The organism is Streptomyces sp. XD-27, assembly GCF_030553055.1.
Taxonomy (GTDB): Bacteria; Actinomycetota; Actinomycetes; order Streptomycetales; family Streptomycetaceae; genus Streptomyces.
This window is the reverse complement of sequence record NZ_CP130713.1, coordinates 6,581,735-6,597,918: the sequence shown is the minus strand read 5'-3', so window position 1 is coordinate 6,597,918 and position 16,184 is coordinate 6,581,735. Positions and strand designations below refer to the sequence as shown.

15 protein-coding genes are annotated in these 16,184 nt (G+C 73.0%); 6 read left to right on the top strand and 9 right to left on the bottom strand.

All coding sequences use genetic code 11. From position 1 onward, the window contains the following. The first annotated feature begins 20 nt into the window (after positions 1-20). From Q3Y56_RS28750 to Q3Y56_RS28735, 4 genes are all read left to right on the top strand, one after another. Positions 21-809 (top strand): FadR/GntR family transcriptional regulator, encoded by a 789-nt coding sequence (locus tag Q3Y56_RS28750; RefSeq protein WP_304464699.1) that lies wholly within the window; start codon positions 21-23, stop codon positions 807-809. Between the two features lie 301 nt (positions 810-1,110). Continuing rightward, positions 1,111-2,562, top strand: coding sequence for an ethanolamine permease (eat, locus tag Q3Y56_RS28745; protein ID WP_304464698.1), 1,452 nt, complete (start codon positions 1,111-1,113; stop codon positions 2,560-2,562). A 63-nt stretch (positions 2,563-2,625) separates the two neighbouring features. Further along, positions 2,626-3,321 carry a gamma-glutamyl-gamma-aminobutyrate hydrolase family protein gene (locus Q3Y56_RS28740; protein WP_304464697.1) on the top strand — a complete coding sequence of 232 codons (696 nt, stop codon included), beginning with the start codon at positions 2,626-2,628 and terminating at the stop codon, positions 3,319-3,321. A gap of 91 nt (positions 3,322-3,412) precedes the next feature. Continuing rightward, complete coding sequence (locus tag Q3Y56_RS28735; RefSeq protein ID WP_304464696.1) at positions 3,413-4,621, top strand: MBL fold metallo-hydrolase; 1,209 nt, start codon at positions 3,413-3,415, stop codon at positions 4,619-4,621. Here the strand turns inward: Q3Y56_RS28735 and Q3Y56_RS28730 are convergent. The 3 genes from Q3Y56_RS28730 to Q3Y56_RS28720 are packed head-to-tail and all read right to left on the bottom strand — an operon-like array spanning position 4,618 to position 6,399. Next, positions 4,618-5,223: a hypothetical protein gene (locus Q3Y56_RS28730; protein WP_304464695.1), complete on the bottom strand. Its 606-nt coding sequence runs from the start codon at positions 5,221-5,223 to the stop codon at positions 4,618-4,620. The genes Q3Y56_RS28735 and Q3Y56_RS28730 overlap by 4 nt on opposite strands. 39 nt (positions 5,224-5,262) lie before the next feature. Next, complete coding sequence (locus tag Q3Y56_RS28725) at positions 5,263-5,520, bottom strand: DUF397 domain-containing protein (protein ID WP_304464694.1); 258 nt, start codon at positions 5,518-5,520, stop codon at positions 5,263-5,265. 3 nt (positions 5,521-5,523) lie between these two features. After that, positions 5,524-6,399: a helix-turn-helix transcriptional regulator gene (locus Q3Y56_RS28720; RefSeq protein ID WP_304464693.1), complete on the bottom strand. Its 876-nt coding sequence runs from the start codon at positions 6,397-6,399 to the stop codon at positions 5,524-5,526. Positions 6,400-6,623: 224 nt separating this feature from the next. On the opposite strand from Q3Y56_RS28720, the gene Q3Y56_RS28715 reads away from it, so the two are divergent. Next, positions 6,624-6,980: an ATP-binding protein gene (locus tag Q3Y56_RS28715; RefSeq protein ID WP_304465842.1), complete on the top strand. Its 357-nt coding sequence runs from the start codon at positions 6,624-6,626 to the stop codon at positions 6,978-6,980. A gap of 119 nt (positions 6,981-7,099) precedes the next feature. Here Q3Y56_RS28715 and Q3Y56_RS28710 read toward each other — a convergent pair whose 3' ends face one another. Further along, positions 7,100-7,957: an SGNH/GDSL hydrolase family protein gene (locus Q3Y56_RS28710; RefSeq protein ID WP_304464692.1), complete on the bottom strand. Its 858-nt coding sequence runs from the start codon at positions 7,955-7,957 to the stop codon at positions 7,100-7,102. A 213-nt stretch (positions 7,958-8,170) separates the two neighbouring features. Between Q3Y56_RS28710 and Q3Y56_RS28705 the strand changes: the two genes are divergently transcribed. Then, positions 8,171-8,980 carry a tyrosine-protein phosphatase gene (locus tag Q3Y56_RS28705; protein ID WP_304464691.1) on the top strand — a complete coding sequence of 270 codons (810 nt, stop codon included), beginning with the start codon at positions 8,171-8,173 and terminating at the stop codon, positions 8,978-8,980. Between the two features lie 30 nt (positions 8,981-9,010). On the opposite strand, the gene Q3Y56_RS28700 is transcribed toward Q3Y56_RS28705, so the two are convergent. The 5 genes from Q3Y56_RS28700 to shc are packed head-to-tail and all read right to left on the bottom strand — an operon-like array spanning position 9,011 to position 16,116. Continuing rightward, the gene (locus Q3Y56_RS28700; protein WP_304464690.1) at positions 9,011-10,456 is read right to left on the bottom strand and encodes an aspartate aminotransferase family protein; all 1,446 of its coding nucleotides are present in this window, start codon (positions 10,454-10,456) and stop codon (positions 9,011-9,013) included. Then, the gene (gene dxs / locus Q3Y56_RS28695) at positions 10,453-12,393 is read right to left on the bottom strand and encodes a 1-deoxy-D-xylulose-5-phosphate synthase (RefSeq protein WP_304464689.1); all 1,941 of its coding nucleotides are present in this window, start codon (positions 12,391-12,393) and stop codon (positions 10,453-10,455) included. Before dxs ends, Q3Y56_RS28700 begins: the two co-directional genes overlap by 4 nt. A 53-nt stretch (positions 12,394-12,446) precedes the next feature. Then, positions 12,447-13,472 (bottom strand): adenosyl-hopene transferase HpnH, encoded by a 1,026-nt coding sequence (gene hpnH, locus Q3Y56_RS28690; protein ID WP_304464688.1) that lies wholly within the window; start codon positions 13,470-13,472, stop codon positions 12,447-12,449. A 5-nt stretch (positions 13,473-13,477) separates the two neighbouring features. Continuing rightward, on the bottom strand, positions 13,478-14,164 hold the full coding sequence (locus Q3Y56_RS28685) for a 1-hydroxy-2-methyl-2-butenyl 4-diphosphate reductase (RefSeq protein ID WP_304464687.1): 687 nt from the start codon (positions 14,162-14,164) through the stop codon (positions 13,478-13,480). Continuing rightward, positions 14,164-16,116: a squalene--hopene cyclase gene (gene shc, locus Q3Y56_RS28680; protein ID WP_304464686.1), complete on the bottom strand. Its 1,953-nt coding sequence runs from the start codon at positions 16,114-16,116 to the stop codon at positions 14,164-14,166. Before shc ends, Q3Y56_RS28685 begins: the two co-directional genes overlap by 1 nt. Positions 16,117-16,184 lie beyond the last annotated feature (68 nt).

The following is a 16,184-nucleotide window of genomic DNA, read 5'->3' as shown; positions in this document are numbered from 1 at the left end:
AAGTAGTGGCGGAGGGGTTCATGGAAGCGGACCGGATCGAGGACGGGATCGCAGACCGGATCCATGCCCGGGACGGCGGGGCCGAGGAGGAGCGGACGGAGGACCGACTGGCGCCGGTGCTGCGTCCGGTCCGGGCCGGCAACGGCTTCGAGGAGGCGCTGGAGCAGATACTCCAGATCGTCCGGCTCGGGCTGGTGCCGGACGGCGGCCGGCTGCCCGCCGAGCGGGAGCTGGCCGAGCGGTTGCAGATCAGCCGGGTCACCCTGCGCGAGGTGCTGAAAGTGCTGCAGGAGCAGGGGCTGGTGGTCAGCCGGCGCGGCCGGTACGGGGGCACGTTCGTGTGCGCCCGGCCGGAGCCGGCCGACGGCGAGGACGAGCTGCGCCGCCGGGTGGCGGGCGTGGACGTCGAGGACACGCTGCGCTTCCGCGAGGTGCTGGAGGTGGGGGCGGCCGGGCTGTGCGCCGCGCACGGGCTGACCGGCGAGCAGGCGGAGCGGCTGCGCGCCGCGCTGGAGGCGACGGGCGCCGCGCCGCCGGCCGAGTACCGGCGGCTGGACACCCTGCTGCACCTGACCCTGGCCGAGCTGTCCGGGTCGCCGTCGCTGGCGGCCCAGTACGCGGCCGTCCGGGCGACCGTGAACGACCTGCTGAACTGCATCCCGCTGCTGGTACGGAACCTGGAGCACTCGCAGGCGCAGCACACCGCGCTGGTCGAGGCGGTGCTGGACGGGGACGCGGACGGGGCGCGCGAGGTGATGCGGGAGCACTGCGCGGGCACGGCGGCGCTGCTGCGCGGGTTCCTGAGCTGAGGCGGCGCGGCCGCCGGGGCGCGGGCGTCCAGCGGCAGCGCGGTCGCCGGCGCCCCGCGGCGGCCCGCGAGTCACCGTGCGACGCGCCTGCGACGCGGCGCCGCGGCGACGACCCGCGGAGCCGACGCTCCGCGGCCGGTCGCGAGGCCCGTTGCCGCGGCGGCTTGTGAGGTCCGCGTTACCGCGGTTTTACGCAAGGGTCTTGCGCGGCGCCGCCAGGGAAGGCAAAGGTATGGCCCCACACCATTGCCTCACCTCCTTGCCGCCCCCCCTTCGTCCCCGCGTTCAGCCAGGAGCCCCCATGGCAGACGGAACCCTCCCCCGAACAGACCCCTCCCCCGCCCCCGGCGACGACTATCTGGAGCGGCGCACCCTGCGCCGCGGCAGCGCCGGTCCGCTGCTGCTGACCGGACTCGGCGTCGCCTATGTCGTCTCCGGCGACTTCTCCGGCTGGGATGCCGGCCTGTCGGAGGGCGGCTTCGGCGGGCTGGCCATCGCCGCCGTCCTGATGGGCCTGATGTACACCTGTCTGGTCTTCGCGCTGGCCGAGCTGTCGGCGATCCTGCCGACGGCCGGCGGCGGCTACGGCTTCGCCCGCCGCGCCCTGGGCACCTGGGGCGGCTTCCTCACCGGCACGGCCATCCTCATCGAGTACATCCTCGCGCCCGCCGCCATCGCGCTGTTCATCGGCGAGTACGTCGAGTCCCTCAATCTCTTCGGGCTGGAGTCGGGCTGGCCGGTCTATCTCGCCTGCTTCGCGATCTTCATCGGCATCCATCTGTGGGGGGTCGGCGAGGCGCTGCGCTTCAGCCTGGTGGTGACCGCCATCGCCGTCGTCGCGCTCGTGATCTTCGCCGGCGCCGCGCTCACCGAGTTCAGCGCGGGCTCGCTCGACGACATCCCCGTCGACCACGGCGCCTTCGGCGCCAACTCGTGGCTGCCGTTCGGCGTCCTGGGCATCTGGGCCGCCTTCCCCTTCGGCATGTGGTTCTTCCTGGGCGTCGAGGGCGTGCCGCTGGCCGCCGAGGAGACCCGGGACCCGGCCCGTACGCTCCCCAAGGCCATGGCCGCCGCGATGGGCATCCTGCTGCTGCTCGCGCTGGTCACCTTCGTCGCGGCGTGCGGCGCCCGCGGCTCGGCCGCGGTCGCGTCGGCGGGCGATCCGCTGGTCGAGGCGCTCCAGCCGGACGGCAAGGCGACCGTCTGGTCCCGCATCGTCAACTACGCGGGGCTCGCCGGCCTGGTCGCCTCGTTCTTCTCCCTCATCTATGCCGGGTCGCGCCAGCTGTTCGCCCTCTCGCGCGCCGGCTACCTGCCCCGCTTCCTGTCCCTGACCAGCCGCCGCAAGGCGCCGTACCTGGGTCTGCTGGTGCCGGGCGCGCTCGGCTTCGGGCTGGCCGCCTGGTCGGAGGACGGCGCCCGGATGCTGAACGTCGCGGTGTTCGGCGCGACCATCTCGTACGCGCTGATGGCCCTGTCCCACATCGTGCTGCGCCGCCGCGAGCCGGAGCTGGACCGGCCGTACCGCACGCCGGGCGGCGTCCTGACGTCGTCGGTGGCGTTCGTCCTGGCCTGCTCCGCGCTGGTGGCCACCTTCCTGGTCGACAAGGACGCGGCGTTCATCGCGCTCGGCGTGTACGCCGTGGCGCTCGCCTACTTTGCCTTCTACAGCCGGCACCGCCTGGTCGCCGCCGCCCCCGAGGAGGAGTTCGCGGCCCTGGCGGCGGCCGAGGCGGAACTCTCCCGCGACTGAGACCCTCCCGCGACTGAGCCCGCCACGATCCACGAGACCCGAGACGCGAGACCGGAGCATCCGTTGTCCACACCCCTCATCGGCATCAGCACCTATCTGGAGTCCTCGGCCCGGTGGGGCGTCTGGGACCTGCCCGCGGCGCTGCTGCCCGCCGGATACCACCGGCTGGTGCAGCGCGCGGGCGGCCTGGCGGCGCAGCTGCCGCCGGACGACCCCGGCGCGGCGTCCGCGGTCGTCGCCCGGCTGGACGGGCTGGTGATCGCGGGCGGCCCGGATGTGGAGCCCGTACGGTACGGAGCCGAGCCGCACCCCCGTACCGGCCCGCCCGCGCGGGAGCGTGACGTGTGGGAGCTCGCCCTGATCGACGCGGCGCTGGCGGCCGGGGTGCCGCTGCTGGGGATCTGCCGGGGCATGCAGCTGCTGAACGTCGCCCGGGGCGGCACGCTCGTCCAGCACGTGGAGGCGCACGGCGGCCCGCCGGGCGTCTTCGCGCAGCACGACGTGCGGCCGGTGCCGGGCACGCTGCTGGGGCGGGTGCTGCCGGAGCCGGTGTCGGTCCCGACCTATCACCACCAGGCCGTGGACCGGCTCGGCGACGGGCTCGTCACCAGCGCCTTCGCCGACGACGGGACGGTGGAGGCGCTGGAACTGCCGGAGGCGCCGGGGTTCGTGCTGGGCGTGCAGTGGCACCCGGAGGCGGGTGATGACCCGCGGGTCATGGAGGCCCTGGTGGAAGCGGCGCGGAAGGGGGCGCGCTGAGGCCGGGGTGGCCGGTGCGGGCTAGGCCCCGCAGCGCGACCCGTGATCCGGCTGATAATGGGATGACCCGTTCGTTCACCCTGGAGGTGCCGTGACCGGTTCCCACGCGCCGGAGCTGTCCGCCAACCGGAGGCCGCGTCGTCCCCTGCTCGCCGCGCTGCGCCCCGCGGCCTTCGGGGCGGAGCCGACCGGTGAGCGGATGGAGCGCATCCGGCGGTCGCCGAACTTCGCGGACGGTGTGTTCACGAACCCGGTGGCGGCCCGCACCGTCCCCTCCGGGTCCATGGTGAAGTTCCTGTCCACGTACTTCCGCAAGGAGGACCGGGTCCGGCGGGCGCCCGGCGGACCCGTGCCGGTGCATCCGACGACCATCGCGGACCTGGCCGTGCCGCCCGCCTCCGGGCTGCGGCTGACGTGGATGGGGCATTCGAGTGTGCTGGCGGAGATCGGCGGGCGGCGGCTGCTGTTCGACCCGGTGTGGGGAGAGCGCTGCTCGCCCTTCGCCTTCGCCGGGCCCAAGCGGCTGCACCCGGTGCCGGTGCCGCTGCGCGAGCTGGGCCCGCTGGACGCGGTGCTGATCTCCCACGACCACTACGACCACCTCGACATGCCGACGATCCGGGCGCTGCTGCGCACCGGTGCGCACTTCGTCGTCCCGCTCGGCGTCGGTGCCCACCTGGAGCACTGGGGCGTCCCGGCGGACCGGATGACCGAGCTGGACTGGCACGAATCGACCGAGATCGGGGGGCTCACGCTCACGGCCACGCCGGCCCGCCACTTCTGCGGGCGGGCGCTGCGCAACACCCAGCACACGCTGTGGGCGTCCTGGGTGGTCGCCAGCGCGGACCACCGGATCTACCACAGCGGGGACACCGGCTACTTCCCCGGTTTCGCGGACATCGGCGCGACGTACGGGCCGTTCGACGTGACGATGATCCAGATCGGCGCGTACTCCGACTTCTGGCCGGACATCCACATGACGCCCGAGGAGGGCATGCGCGCCCACACCGACCTGCAGGGCGGCACTCCGACGGGGATCATGCTGCCCATCCACTGGTGCACCTTCAACCTCGCCCCGCATCCCTGGGAGGAGCCGGCCGAGGGCAGCGTGGCCGCCGCCGAGAGGGCCGGGGCAACGGTGGCGATGCCCCGCCCGGGCCAGCCGTTCGAGCCCGCGGACGGGCTGCCGCTGGAGCGCTGGTGGCGGGCGGTCGCGGCGCGTCCGGCGGGCGGGGTGCCCGCCCCGGCCGGGCACCGCGCGACCTCCGTACGAGATCCTCTCCCGGCGGCTCGCGGCTAGCACTGCCAGAGGAAGGCGGCCGCCAGGCAGGGCGCGCAGGTGAACGCGTAGCCGCAGCCGCCTCCGCCGAAGTTCATCGCCGTGCGGTGGTCATGGCCCTCTTCGAGCTGCGCGGCGAAGGCCATGGGCCGCGCGCACGACGGGCACGGCGGCGTCTCGTCGCCCTGCAGCCACGACGGCGCGCCCCCGAACCGGCCGAGAACCTCCAGCACGTCGCGGTCGTGCGTCGCGCACCACTGGTCGCGCGCCTTGTCGTAGTCGGCCTCGTCGACGGTCGCGTACGCGATCCCGCACACCTCGGACAGCAGGGTGGCGCCCCGGTCCGGCACCGGGGCGGCCGCCAGCCCGCCGCGCGGGAACAGCAGGGCCCGGTTGCCGCCCGACGCCGGGTCCCAGTCGTCGCACATCCCGGGGTCGTTCTGGCACATGAAGACCGCCAGGACGAGGTCGTCCAGGAGCAGTTGCGCCAGGAACTGCATGGCCCCGGCGCACGTGGCGCACCGGGGCCAGCTGAATCCGGCCGGCGTGAGGGGTACCCCGCCGGTGCGCGTCACCAGCGCAGCGGCGTCGACCGGCCCCGCGTACGTCATCAAGGTCGTCATGGCGGGAAGGTTAAGGGGTGGACGAGCGGGCGAGAGGGCTCACGCGATCAGGAAGTCGGCCTCGCCTGCCTTGGCCCCCTGGATGAAGCTCTCGATCTCGTGCACGGTGTAGATCAGGGCGGGCCCGTCGGGGTCGGTCGACTGGCGCAGCGCCACCCGGCCGTCCCCGAGCTTCATGGCCTCCACGCAGCTTCCCCCGTTCCCGCCGCTCCACGGCTTGTGCCAGCCCTCGGTTCCGAGGTCCCTCGCCGGCATGCCGTTGTAGATTCCGGTGCGGTCGGTGCGTATGCGATCCATGGTTCAGATCTCCTTGCGAATGCCACCCAGGATGGTCTGTGTGGTCTGTGCGGGCGCGGCCTGCGCGCACATCCGGTCCAGGGCCTCCAGGAACACCGACACGTCGTCGCGGCGGTCGATGTACACACCGCCGACCAGGCTCTCGCTGTACGCGATGTCCGGCAGGTCCGGGATGGGGAACCGGAAGATGTGGAACGGGCCGTACATCGCCGGATGAGGTCCGGAGGCGAACGGCATGATCTGCAGCCTGACGCCCGGCATCGTCTCGCCGGCCTCGATGAGCCGGTCGATCTGGCCGCGCATGACCTCCGGTCCGCCGATGGGGCGGCGCAGCACGGTCTCGTCCATCACCACCCACAGCAGGGGCGGGTCCGGGCGGGTGAGCCGCGTCTGCCGCTCCACGCGCAGCGCGACGAGGCGGTCGATCTCGGCGTCGGTGGCGTGCGGCATGCCGGCGCGGAGCACCGCGTGGGCGTAGGCCTCGGTCTGGAGCAGGCCGGGTACGTAGTGGGGCTCGTAGGCGCGGATGACGCTGGCCTCGCCCTCCAGGCTGACGAAGGCGCTGAACCAGTCGGGCAGGACGTCCTTGAACCGGTGCCACCAGCCTCGCCGGTTGGCCTCCCGGGCCAGGGCGAGGAAGGCGTCGATCTCCTCGCCGTCGACGACTCCGTAGGTCGCCAGGAGCTTCTCGACGTACGGGATCTTGAGCCCGACCTCCGCCTTCTCCATCCGCCTGATGGTGGCGTGGGTGACGTCGAGGGCGCGGCCCGCCTGCTCGTACGACAGCCCCGCTTTCTCCCGTAGGTCCTGCAGCCGCTTGCCGAGCACGACCCGCAGGACGGTCGGGGCGCCGGCGCCACCCGGCCGCGTCTCCGCCACTATCGCTCCCCTCCAACTACGTTCATCGCACAGCAGTCTGGCACGGCCTCAGCCGCGGCGACAGACTGTCCAGTGCGATTCTGTAATTTACAGACTGATCCTTGCCAACTGCGCGTGGCGGGGCGCATAGTGACGGCGTGGCTCCTTTCCATGAGGCTCTCTCGCTAGGGCGCCCGGGCCGTTCCGTCACCCGGTGCCTCAAGGACGCGTTCCTTCTCCCGGCACTGAGCAGCTCCGTAGCGGAGGCCAGAGGCCTCGTCCTGGTGCGCCTGCGGGACTGGGGCATCGGCGAAGAGGTGCGGGAGAACGCCGTGTTGGTGGTCTCCGAGCTGGTCACGAACGCGGTGCGGCACACCACCACCGCGTCGGTCCGATGCGAACTGCGGCTGGCCGACGCGCGGCTGCGGGTGGAGGTGGCGGACCAGGGCGGCGCCCGGACGGAGCCGCGGACGCGGCCGGTGAGCGCCGACCAGGAGGGCGGACGCGGGCTCATGCTCGTGGAGGCGCTCGCCGAGTCCTGGGGCGTGCGCCCGCACGAGAGCGGCCAGGGCCGCACCGTATGGGCCTGTCTGACCCATTGAGACCGGATCGGCCGGTGGCACGGGACGCCCGCGGCCGGTTCCTCAGGCGGCGCCGGCCGGGTACGGGGGCCCGGCCGGCGCTTCGGGGGCGGCGCGTCGGCCGACGGCCGCGCGCCGCGTCAGCGCAGGGGAAGAAGGTCGGGCCGCTTCGGCTCGACACTGTCCCCCGAGGACTCGCCGCGCAGCCGCCGCCCGATCCACGGCACCAGGTATTCGCGCGCCCAGTGGATGTTGTCGCGGCGGACCTCGGCGGCCGTGCGGACGCCCTCCGGCGGCCACGGCTGGTCCGGGTCGGCCGGCACGTGGAGGCCGAGCACCTGGGCGGCGCGCAGCGCGACCCGGGTGTGGCCGTCCGGCGACAGGTGCAGCCGGTCCTCGCTCCAGGCCCGCCGGTCCTGCACCGAGCGCAGCGACCACAGGTCGAGCACCGGGCAGTCGTACCGGTCGGCGATGGCCCGGACATGGGCGGTGTAGGTGGCGATCTTGCCGCGCAGATGGCGGAGTACGGGCACGTCGCGGGTGTCGAACCCGGTGCACACCAGCACGGTGCCCACCGAGGCGGTGAGGTCGGCGACCGCCGCCTCGTAGCGCTCGGCGATGGCGTCGGGGTCGCCGCCGGGCCGCAGGATGTCGTTGCCGCCCGCGCAGAAGCTCACCAGGTCGGGGGCGAGCTGCTTCGCGCGCGGCACCTGCTCCGCGACGATCTGGTCCAGAAGGCGGCCGCGTACCGCGAGGTTGGCGTAGCGGAAGTCGGTGGAGGCAGGGTCGAGTTGGCCGTCGGAGCCGGGTCCGTTCTGGGCGTCGGTCCCGGGCCCGGCGGCGGAGCGCCGGTCGGACAGCAGGACGGCCAGCCGGTCGGCCCAGCCGACGAACTGCCCGTCAGGTCCCGGGTCGCCGACGCCTTCGGTGAAACTGTCCCCGACGGCTGCGTACGACCCGATCGCGTTATTGGTGAATGTCTTCGAATCGTCTGCCACGTCAGTACATCTTTCACGTTCGGAAGTGACTTACGCCACCGTAACCAGGGGTTGACGAAGGGTGATCTATCCCACCCGGTCAGTTTTGCCGAATGCGGAATACAGACGATCCTCTTTCCGCCGAAACGCATGTCGTAAGGTCGGCAGAGCCGCTGGTCCGTATGAGCCGCAACGCCGGTGGCGGCACCGGCGAGAGATCCACGAGGAGTGCCCGTGACGCAGCAGAGCCCGCAGGTCCCGTCGGTCGAGCCCGAACTCGCGGGCGTGCGCAACTTCCGCGACGTGGGCGGTCTGCCCACCGTCGACGGGCGGCGGGTCCGGAACGGCGTGCTGTTCCGCAGCGGTCATCTGGCGTCCGCGACCGAGCAGGACGCGGCCTTCCTCGACACCCTCGGCCTGCACACGATCTTCGACTTCCGCAACGCCGCGGACATCGGGATCGAGGGCCCGGACGTGACGCTCACCGGCGTGCGGAACGTGAACATCCCGCTCAGCGACCCGGCCGACGGGGCGGGCTTCTGGGCCATGGTGCGCGAGGGCGACCTGGCCACGCTGCGCGAGCTGCTCGGCGACGGGCGGGCCGCGGGCCGCATGACCGCCTCGTACGGGGAGATCATCCGCACCCGTACCGCCGAGCACGGACGGCTGCTGAGCGCGCTGGCCGACGGCAGCTCGCCCGCGCTGCTGCACTGTTCGGCGGGCAAGGACCGCGCCGGGCTGTCCGTCGCCGTCACCCTGCTCGCGCTGGGGGTCGACCGGGATGCCATCGAGGCCGACTACCTGGAGTCCGGTGCCGCCCACCGCCGATACAAGGTGTGGCGCACGACCACCTCGGGCGACGCCATGTCGCCGGAGGCGCTGGAGCTGCTCAGCCCGCTGTTCGACGCCCGCCTGGAGTACCTGGCGGCGGCGTACGGGGCGATCGAGGAGACCTGGGGCGGTACGGAGAGCTACCTCACGCGGGGCCTCGGGCTGGACGCGCCGACGCGCGAGCGGCTGCGGGCCCGGCTGCTCACCGACTGACGCTCAGCGCGCTGCGCACCGACTGACGGCTCAGCGCCCCGCCACCGCCTGCTTCACCAGCGTGCGGCCGAAGTCCCACATCAGGCCGCCGCCGGTGTGGGCGTCGTCCATCACGGCCGTGAACGCCGCGACGAAGCGGTCCACTTCCCGCTCGCCGATGATCAGCGGCGGGATGAGCTTGATGACCTCCATGTGGTCGCCGGAGACCTGGGTCAGGATGCGGTGCCGACGCAGCAGCGGCACCACGACCATCTGCGCGAACAGGCCCTTGCGCGCCGCCTGGAGCATGGTCCAGCGGCCGCGCAGCGCCAGCGACCGGGGGCGGCCGAACTCGATGCCGATCATCAGGCCGCGCCCGCGCACGTCGTGCAGCAGCTCGTAGCGGTCGATCAGCGCGGCCAGGCGGGTGCGCAGGAGATCTCCGGTGGCCCGGGCGTTCGCCGTGAGCTCCTCGTCCTCCATGACCGCGAGCACGGCCAGACCCGCCGCCATGGCCTGGGCGTTGGAGCCGAAGCTCGCCGAGTGGACGAGCACCCGGTCCATGGAGGAGTAGACGCGTCTGAAGATCCAGTCCCTGCCCAGGGTGGCGCCCACGGGAACGTACCCGCCCGACAGGGCCTTGGCGACGCAGACCAGGTCCGGGGCCACGCCGTCCTCGTGCTGGTAGGCGAAGAAGTCCCCGGTCCTGCCCAGTCCGGTCTGCACCTCGTCGGCGATGAGCAGGGCCTTGTGGCGGTGCAGCAGTTCCTGGGCGGCGCGCAGGTAGCCGGGGGGCGCGGGGTGGACGCCCTTGCCCTGGATCGGCTCGACGATGAACGCCGCGACGTCCCCGCGCCGCAGCTCGCGCTCCAGCGCGTCCAGATCGCCCAGCGGGACGGCGGTGTCCGGCAGCAGCGGGTCGAAGCCCTTGCGGAAGGTGTCCTCGCCGTTGACCGACAGGGCGCCGGTCGTCAGCCCGTGGAAGGCGTGCGCGCAGTACAGCACGCGCGGCCTGCCGGTGGCGAGGCGGGCGAACTTCAGGGCCGTCTCGACGGCTTCCGTACCGCTGTTGCCGAAGAACACCCGGTCCAGGTGGGGCGCGTGGCCCAGCAGCCGCTCGGCCAGCAGGCCGGGCAGCAGCGGGCAGTCGAAGCGGGTCAGGTCGGCAAGGCCCGCGTCCAGCACGTCGTGCAGGGCCTGGCGTACGACGGGGTGGTGGCGGCCCACGCCCATGACGCCGAACCCGGCGAGCATGTCGAGGTAGTCCCGGCCGTCGGCGTCCCAGAAGTACGCGCCCTCGGCCCGCTCGTAGACCAGGTCGAAGCCGATGGTGCGCAGCATACGCGGCAGTTGGTGGTTGAGATGGCGGGTGTGCAGGTCGTATCGCTCGGCTCCGCGCTCGGCGAGCAGCTTCCCGAGGTCGAAGCCTGAGCCCCGCTCGGTGGAGGCCCGCTCGGTGGCGTCCCGCTCGGTCGAGGCCCGCTCGGGGGAGGTCATACGCCGGTCTCCTTCGCGGCGAGGGTGGCGCTGATCCGGCCCGCGATCTCGGCGGGGGTCAGCCCGATGTCGGCGAGCACCTCGCCGCGCTTGGCGTGCGCGAGGAACTGCTCGGGGATGCCGAAGGTGCGCACCGGCAGATCGATTCCGGCGTCGCGCAGGGCCTGGCAGACCGCGGCGCCCACGCCCGCGCTGCGGATGTTGTCCTCGATGACGGCGACGCACCGGTGGCGGGCGGCGAGCGGCGGCAGGGCGGGGTCGACGGGTTTGACCCAGCGGGGATCGACGACCGTGCAGCCGGTGCCGCGCTCGGCGAGCAGCGCGGCGGCGTCCAGGGCGACGCCCGCCATCACGCCGACCGCGACGATCAGTACGTCGACGATGTCGCCGCCGCCGGACGCCTCGTCGCCGAAGCCCGGTCCCCCGACGCGGTCCGGCTCCTCGGGCCGCCGCAGTACGTCCATGCCGCCGACGCGCGCCAGCGCGGGGATCCGCTCCCCCACCGACTCCTTCGGATAGCGGACGACCGTGGGCGCGTCGGCCACGTCGACGGCTTCGCGGAGCTGGGCGCGCAGTTGGTCCGCGTCGCGCGGGGCGGCGATCCGCAGGCCCGGGACGACCTGGAGGACCGCCATGTCCCACATGCCGTTGTGGCTGGGTCCGTCGGTGCCGGTGACCCCCGCCCGGTCCAGGACGAACGTCACGCCGCATCGGTGCAGCGCCACGTCCATCAGGATCTGGTCGAAGGCCCGGTTGAGGAAGGTGGCGTAGACGGCGACGACCGGGTGCAGGCCGCCGGTCGCGAGCCCGGCGGCGGTGACGGCCGCGTGCTGCTCGGCGATGCCCACGTCCCACACCCGGTCCGGGTACCTCGCGGCGAACGCGGTGAGGCCGACCGGGTGCAGCATCGCCGCCGTGAGCGCCACCACGTCGGGCCGCTCGGCGCCGATCCGCACCATCTCCTCGCCGAAGACCGACGTCCACGACCGGCCGGCCGCGGGGGCCAGCGGCGCGCCGGTGCGCGGGTCCACGACCCCGACGGTGTGGAAGCGGTCGGCCTCGTCCTCCAGGGCGGGCCGGTAGCCGCGGCCCTTCTCGGTGATGCAGTGCACCAGGACGGGTCCGCGGAAGCGCCGGGCGTGCCGCAGGGCGGTCTCCAGGGCGGCGGTGTCGTGGCCGTCGACGGGGCCGAGGTACTTCAGCCCCAGGTCCTCGAACAGGCCCTGCGGCGCGAAGGTGTCCTTGATGCCCTTCTTGGCGCCGTGCAGCGATCCGTACAGCGGCTGTCCGACGACGGGGGTGCGCCGCAGCACGTCCTTGCCCCAGGCCAGGACGCGTTCGTAGCCGTCGGTGGTGCGCAGGGTGGCCAGATGGTGGGCGAGGCCGCCGATGGTCGGGGCGTAGGAGCGCTCGTTGTCGTTGACGACGATGACCAGCGGGCGGTCCTTGACGGCGGCGATGTTGTTCAGCGCCTCCCACGCCATGCCGCCGGTCAGCGCGCCGTCGCCGATGACCGCGACGATACGGCGGTCGGTGCGGCCGAGGACCTCGTTGGCCTTGGCCAGGCCGTCGGCCCAGCCCAGGACGGTGGAGGCGTGGCTGTTCTCGATGACGTCGTGCTCGGACTCGGCCCGCGAGGGGTAGCCGGACAGGCCGCCCTTGCCCCGGAGCTTGGAGAAGTCCTGGCGGCCGGTGAGCAGCTTGTGCACGTAGGACTGGTGCCCGGTGTCCCACAGGATGCGGTCGGCGGGCGAGTCGAAGACCCGGTGCAGGGCGATCGACAGCTCGACGACCCCGAGGTTGGGCCCGAGGTGGCCGCCGGTTCTGGCCACGGCGTGGACGAGGAACTCGCGGATCTCGGCGGCGAGCTCGGCGAGGCGTCCGGCGGGCAGGGCCTTGAGGTCGCGCGGTCCGCGGATGGTCTCCAAGAGCGACATGGTCGATCCCCCTCTGCCTGGTTCAGTTCGCGGTCACGTCGGGGGTCCCGGCCTCACCCGCGGTTTCCGCTCAGGGTCTCGCGGGCCGCGCGCAGCGACTCCTTCAGCGAGCCCATGGTGGCGATCACGGCGGTCGGCTCGTAGCCGCAGTGCGCCATGCAGTTGTCGCAGCGCGGGTCCTTGCCCCGTCCGTACTTCTCCCAGTCGGTCTCTTCGACCAACTGGCGGTACGTCGGAACGTAGCCGTCGGCCATCAGATAGCAGGGGCGCTGCCAGCCGAAGAGGGAGTAGTTGGGAATGCCCCAGGCCGTGCACGGGAAATCGGTCCGGCCCTCCAGGAAATCCAGGAAGAGCGGGCTGTGATTGAGCCGCCAGCGCTTTCTGTTGCCGCCTGAGAAGGACTTCCGGAACAGCTCACGGGTCTGCTCCACACCCAGGAAATGGTCCTGGTCGGGCGCCTTCTCATAGGCGTAGGCGGGCGAGATCATCATCTCGTCGACCCGCAGGTCGTCATTGAGGAAGTTCAGCACTTCGATGACGGTCTGCGGGGTGTCGGTGTTGAAGAACGTCGAGTTGGTGGTGGTCCGGAAACCGCGCCGCTTGGCCTCCTTGATCGCCGCCACCGCCTCGTCGAAGACGCCCTCCTTCGCCACCGACTCGTCGTGCCGCTCCCGCAGCCCGTCGATGTGCACCGCGAACGCGAAATAGGGCGACGGGCGGAACAGGTCCATCTTCTTGCGCAGCAGCATCGCGTTGGTGCACAGGAAGACATACCGCCGCCGGGCCACGAGCTGCCGGACGATCTCGTCGATCTGCGGGTGCATCAGCGGTTCGCCGCCGGCGATGGAGACCATGGGCGCCCCGGACTCCAGGACCGCGCCGACCGCCTGGGCCACCGGCATGCGCTGCTTGAGCACGCCGGCCGGGTGCTGGATCTTGCCGCACCCCTCGCATTTCAGATTGCAGGCATAGAGCGGTTCGAGTTCCACGATGAGCGGGAACTTCTCACGCCGACGGATCACCTTCTGCTCGAAGAGATACGTCGCGACCCGGATGGACTGACGGAGCGGCATGGCCATCTAGCTCACCTCCTGGGGAGCGGCAGAGAACGGTGCCATTCGAAGAACGCCGGAAGCAGTGTGCGTAGTACGCGGAAAGCCGATATTCCACCGCGCAAGGTTCCGATACGGACGAGTTCATGTTCAGGAGCGTCCACGACCACCCGGACGGCCGCAACCGGACGCACCCCGGCCGCCGCCGCGGTGCGCAGGGTGGCGGCGGACTCCATGTCCACCGCGATCGCTCCGGTGGCCCGCAGCCGCGCGCGCCGCGCGCCGCGCACCACCTGCCCGGAGCCGACCAGCGGCCCGGTGTGCAGGGCGCGCGGGGCGTCGCCGCGGGACAGCGCGGAACGCGAGGACAGAGCGGTCAGGGCGGCGATCAGCGTGTCGCTGCCGGCGCAACGGGTACGGCCGTGCTCGTCGCGGGTCTCCTCGGCGACGACGAGGTCGCCGGGGTGCATCCCGGGGGCCAGGCCCGCGCAGAACCCGGTGGCGATGACGGCCGTGTCCCGCGCCGCCGGGCCCGCCGCGGCCAGCGCCCGGCCCACCGTGCGCTCGGCGGCCTGCGGGCCCATGCCGGTGCGCAGCACGGTGACGGGGCCGGGTAGTCCCGGGCGCTCAGCCCCGCGCAGCGCGAGCCGCTCGATGCCGAGCGCGCAGGCGATCAGCAGCGGTACGGCGCCCGGCGGCGAGGCCGGTTCCGCGGGCATCAGGGTCTCCGGGACCGGGTCAAGTCCGGCTCGCCGTGGACGTACCGCCCGAGCGCGGTGACCGGGAAGACGTGCCGGTACAGGTGGTAGTTGATGGAGAAGTCCCAGGGGAAGCCGGTGCCGGTGAACTGCGGCTCGTCCCAGGTGCCGTCCACGGTCTGGGTCTGCGCCAGCCAGCTCACCCCGCGTTCGGCGGCCTCGCCGTCCCGCTCCCCCGCCGACAGCAGCGCGAGCAGCGCCCACGCGGTCTGGGAGGCGGTCGAGGCGCCGCGGCCGCGCCAGCCGGCGGGGTCGTCGTAGGAGCGCTGGTCCTCGCCCCAGCCGCCGTCGTCGTTCTGCACCCGCTCCAGCCAGCGGACGGCGCGCCGGATGGCGGGGTGCGAGGCGGGCAGGCCCGCGGCGACGAGCGCGGGGACGGCGGAGCCGGTGCCGTACACGTAGTTGGTGCCCCAGCGGCCGAACCAGGATCCGTCGGGCTCCTGTTCGGCCAGCAGCCAGGCGACGCCGCGCCGGGTGCGCGGGTCCCGGGCCCGGCCCTCCCAGGCGAGCATCTCCACGACGTGTGCGGTGACGTCGGCCGACGGCGGGTCGATGACCTCGCCGAAGTCGCAGAACGGCAGCCGGTTGGGGAACGGGCTGGTGTTGTCCACGTCGAAGGCGCCCCACGCGCCGCTCCTGGACTGCATGCCGAGGTTCCAGCGGACGCCGCGCCGGATCGCCTGCTCGACGCGCTCGGGGTCGGGGTGGTCGACGCGGCGCAGCGCGAGGACGACCTCGGCGGTGTCGTCGATGTCCGGGTAGGTGTCGTTGTGGAACTCGAACGCCCAGCCGCCCGGGGGCAGGTGGGGCCGTCTTACCGCCCAGTCGCCGGGCCGGGTGATCTCCTCGCCGAGCATCCAGTCCGCGGCCTTGACCAGTGCGGGATGGTCCGGTGCGAGCCCCGCGTCGGCGAGGGCGATGGTGGCCAGGCAGGTGTCCCAGACCGGGGACTGGCACGCCTCGACCATGCGGCTCCCGTCGGGCCGCCATACGGCGAAGCGGTCCAGGGACTCCAGGCCGGCGCGCAGCACCGGGTGCCGCAGGTCGTAGCCGAGGAGGTGCAGGGCGATGACGGAGTAGACGGCGGGGGGCTGGATGCCGCCCCAGCAGCCGTCGTTCTCCTGGCGCTCGATGATCCAGCGGGCCGCCGTCTTGATCGCGGCCCGGCGCAGCGGCCGGAAGGCCACCGCGCGGTAGGCGTGCAGCAGCCGGTCCAGCCGCTGGAAGGCGCCCTCCCAGGTGGTCACGGGCGCGCAGGGCCGCGGCGGGGCGGGGCGGCGCGGGTCGGTGTGCAGCTCGTCCAGGCCGAACGGGGCCGGGCGCACCGGCCGCTTGGCGGAGACGATGGTCAGCGGCACGATCGTCTGCCGGGCCCAGCAGCCGAAGTCGTAGATGTTGAGCGGGACCCACGGGGGCAGGTAGATGAGCTCCGGGGGCAGCTCGGGCAGGTCCTCCCACTTCCACCAGCCGAAGAGCGCGAGCCAGACGCGGGTGAAGACCCGGCTGCGGGCGATTCCCCCGCGGCCGCGCACCCAGGCGGAGCAGGCGGCCATGTGGGGCGCCTCGGGCTCGTCGCCGGCGAGCCGGAGCGCGACGTACGCCTCGATGGTGGCGGAGAGCTCGGGCGGGCCGCCGTGGAAGGTGGCCCAGGTGCCGTCGGGGCGCTGCTGCGAGCGGATGTGGCGGGCCGCGGCGTCGAAGGTCTCCCGGTCCCGGATGCCCAGGAACTGGCGCAGCATCAGGTCCTCGGCGTCCATGGTGACGTTGGTCTCCAGGTCGCCCTTCCACCACCCCGCGGGGTCCTGGCGGGCCAGCAGGTGGTCCACGGCACGGGCCATGGCGTCGCGAGCCGCTCGCAACGCGGCGGGCTCCGACGGGGTCTCGGAGGGTTCGACGGTCGTTGTCGCTGTCATGGCGTCCCCTTGCAGGTGAGATCTGATGTCTGCCGTGCTGGGGTGGGTGTCGGCCGGCATCCGGGCCT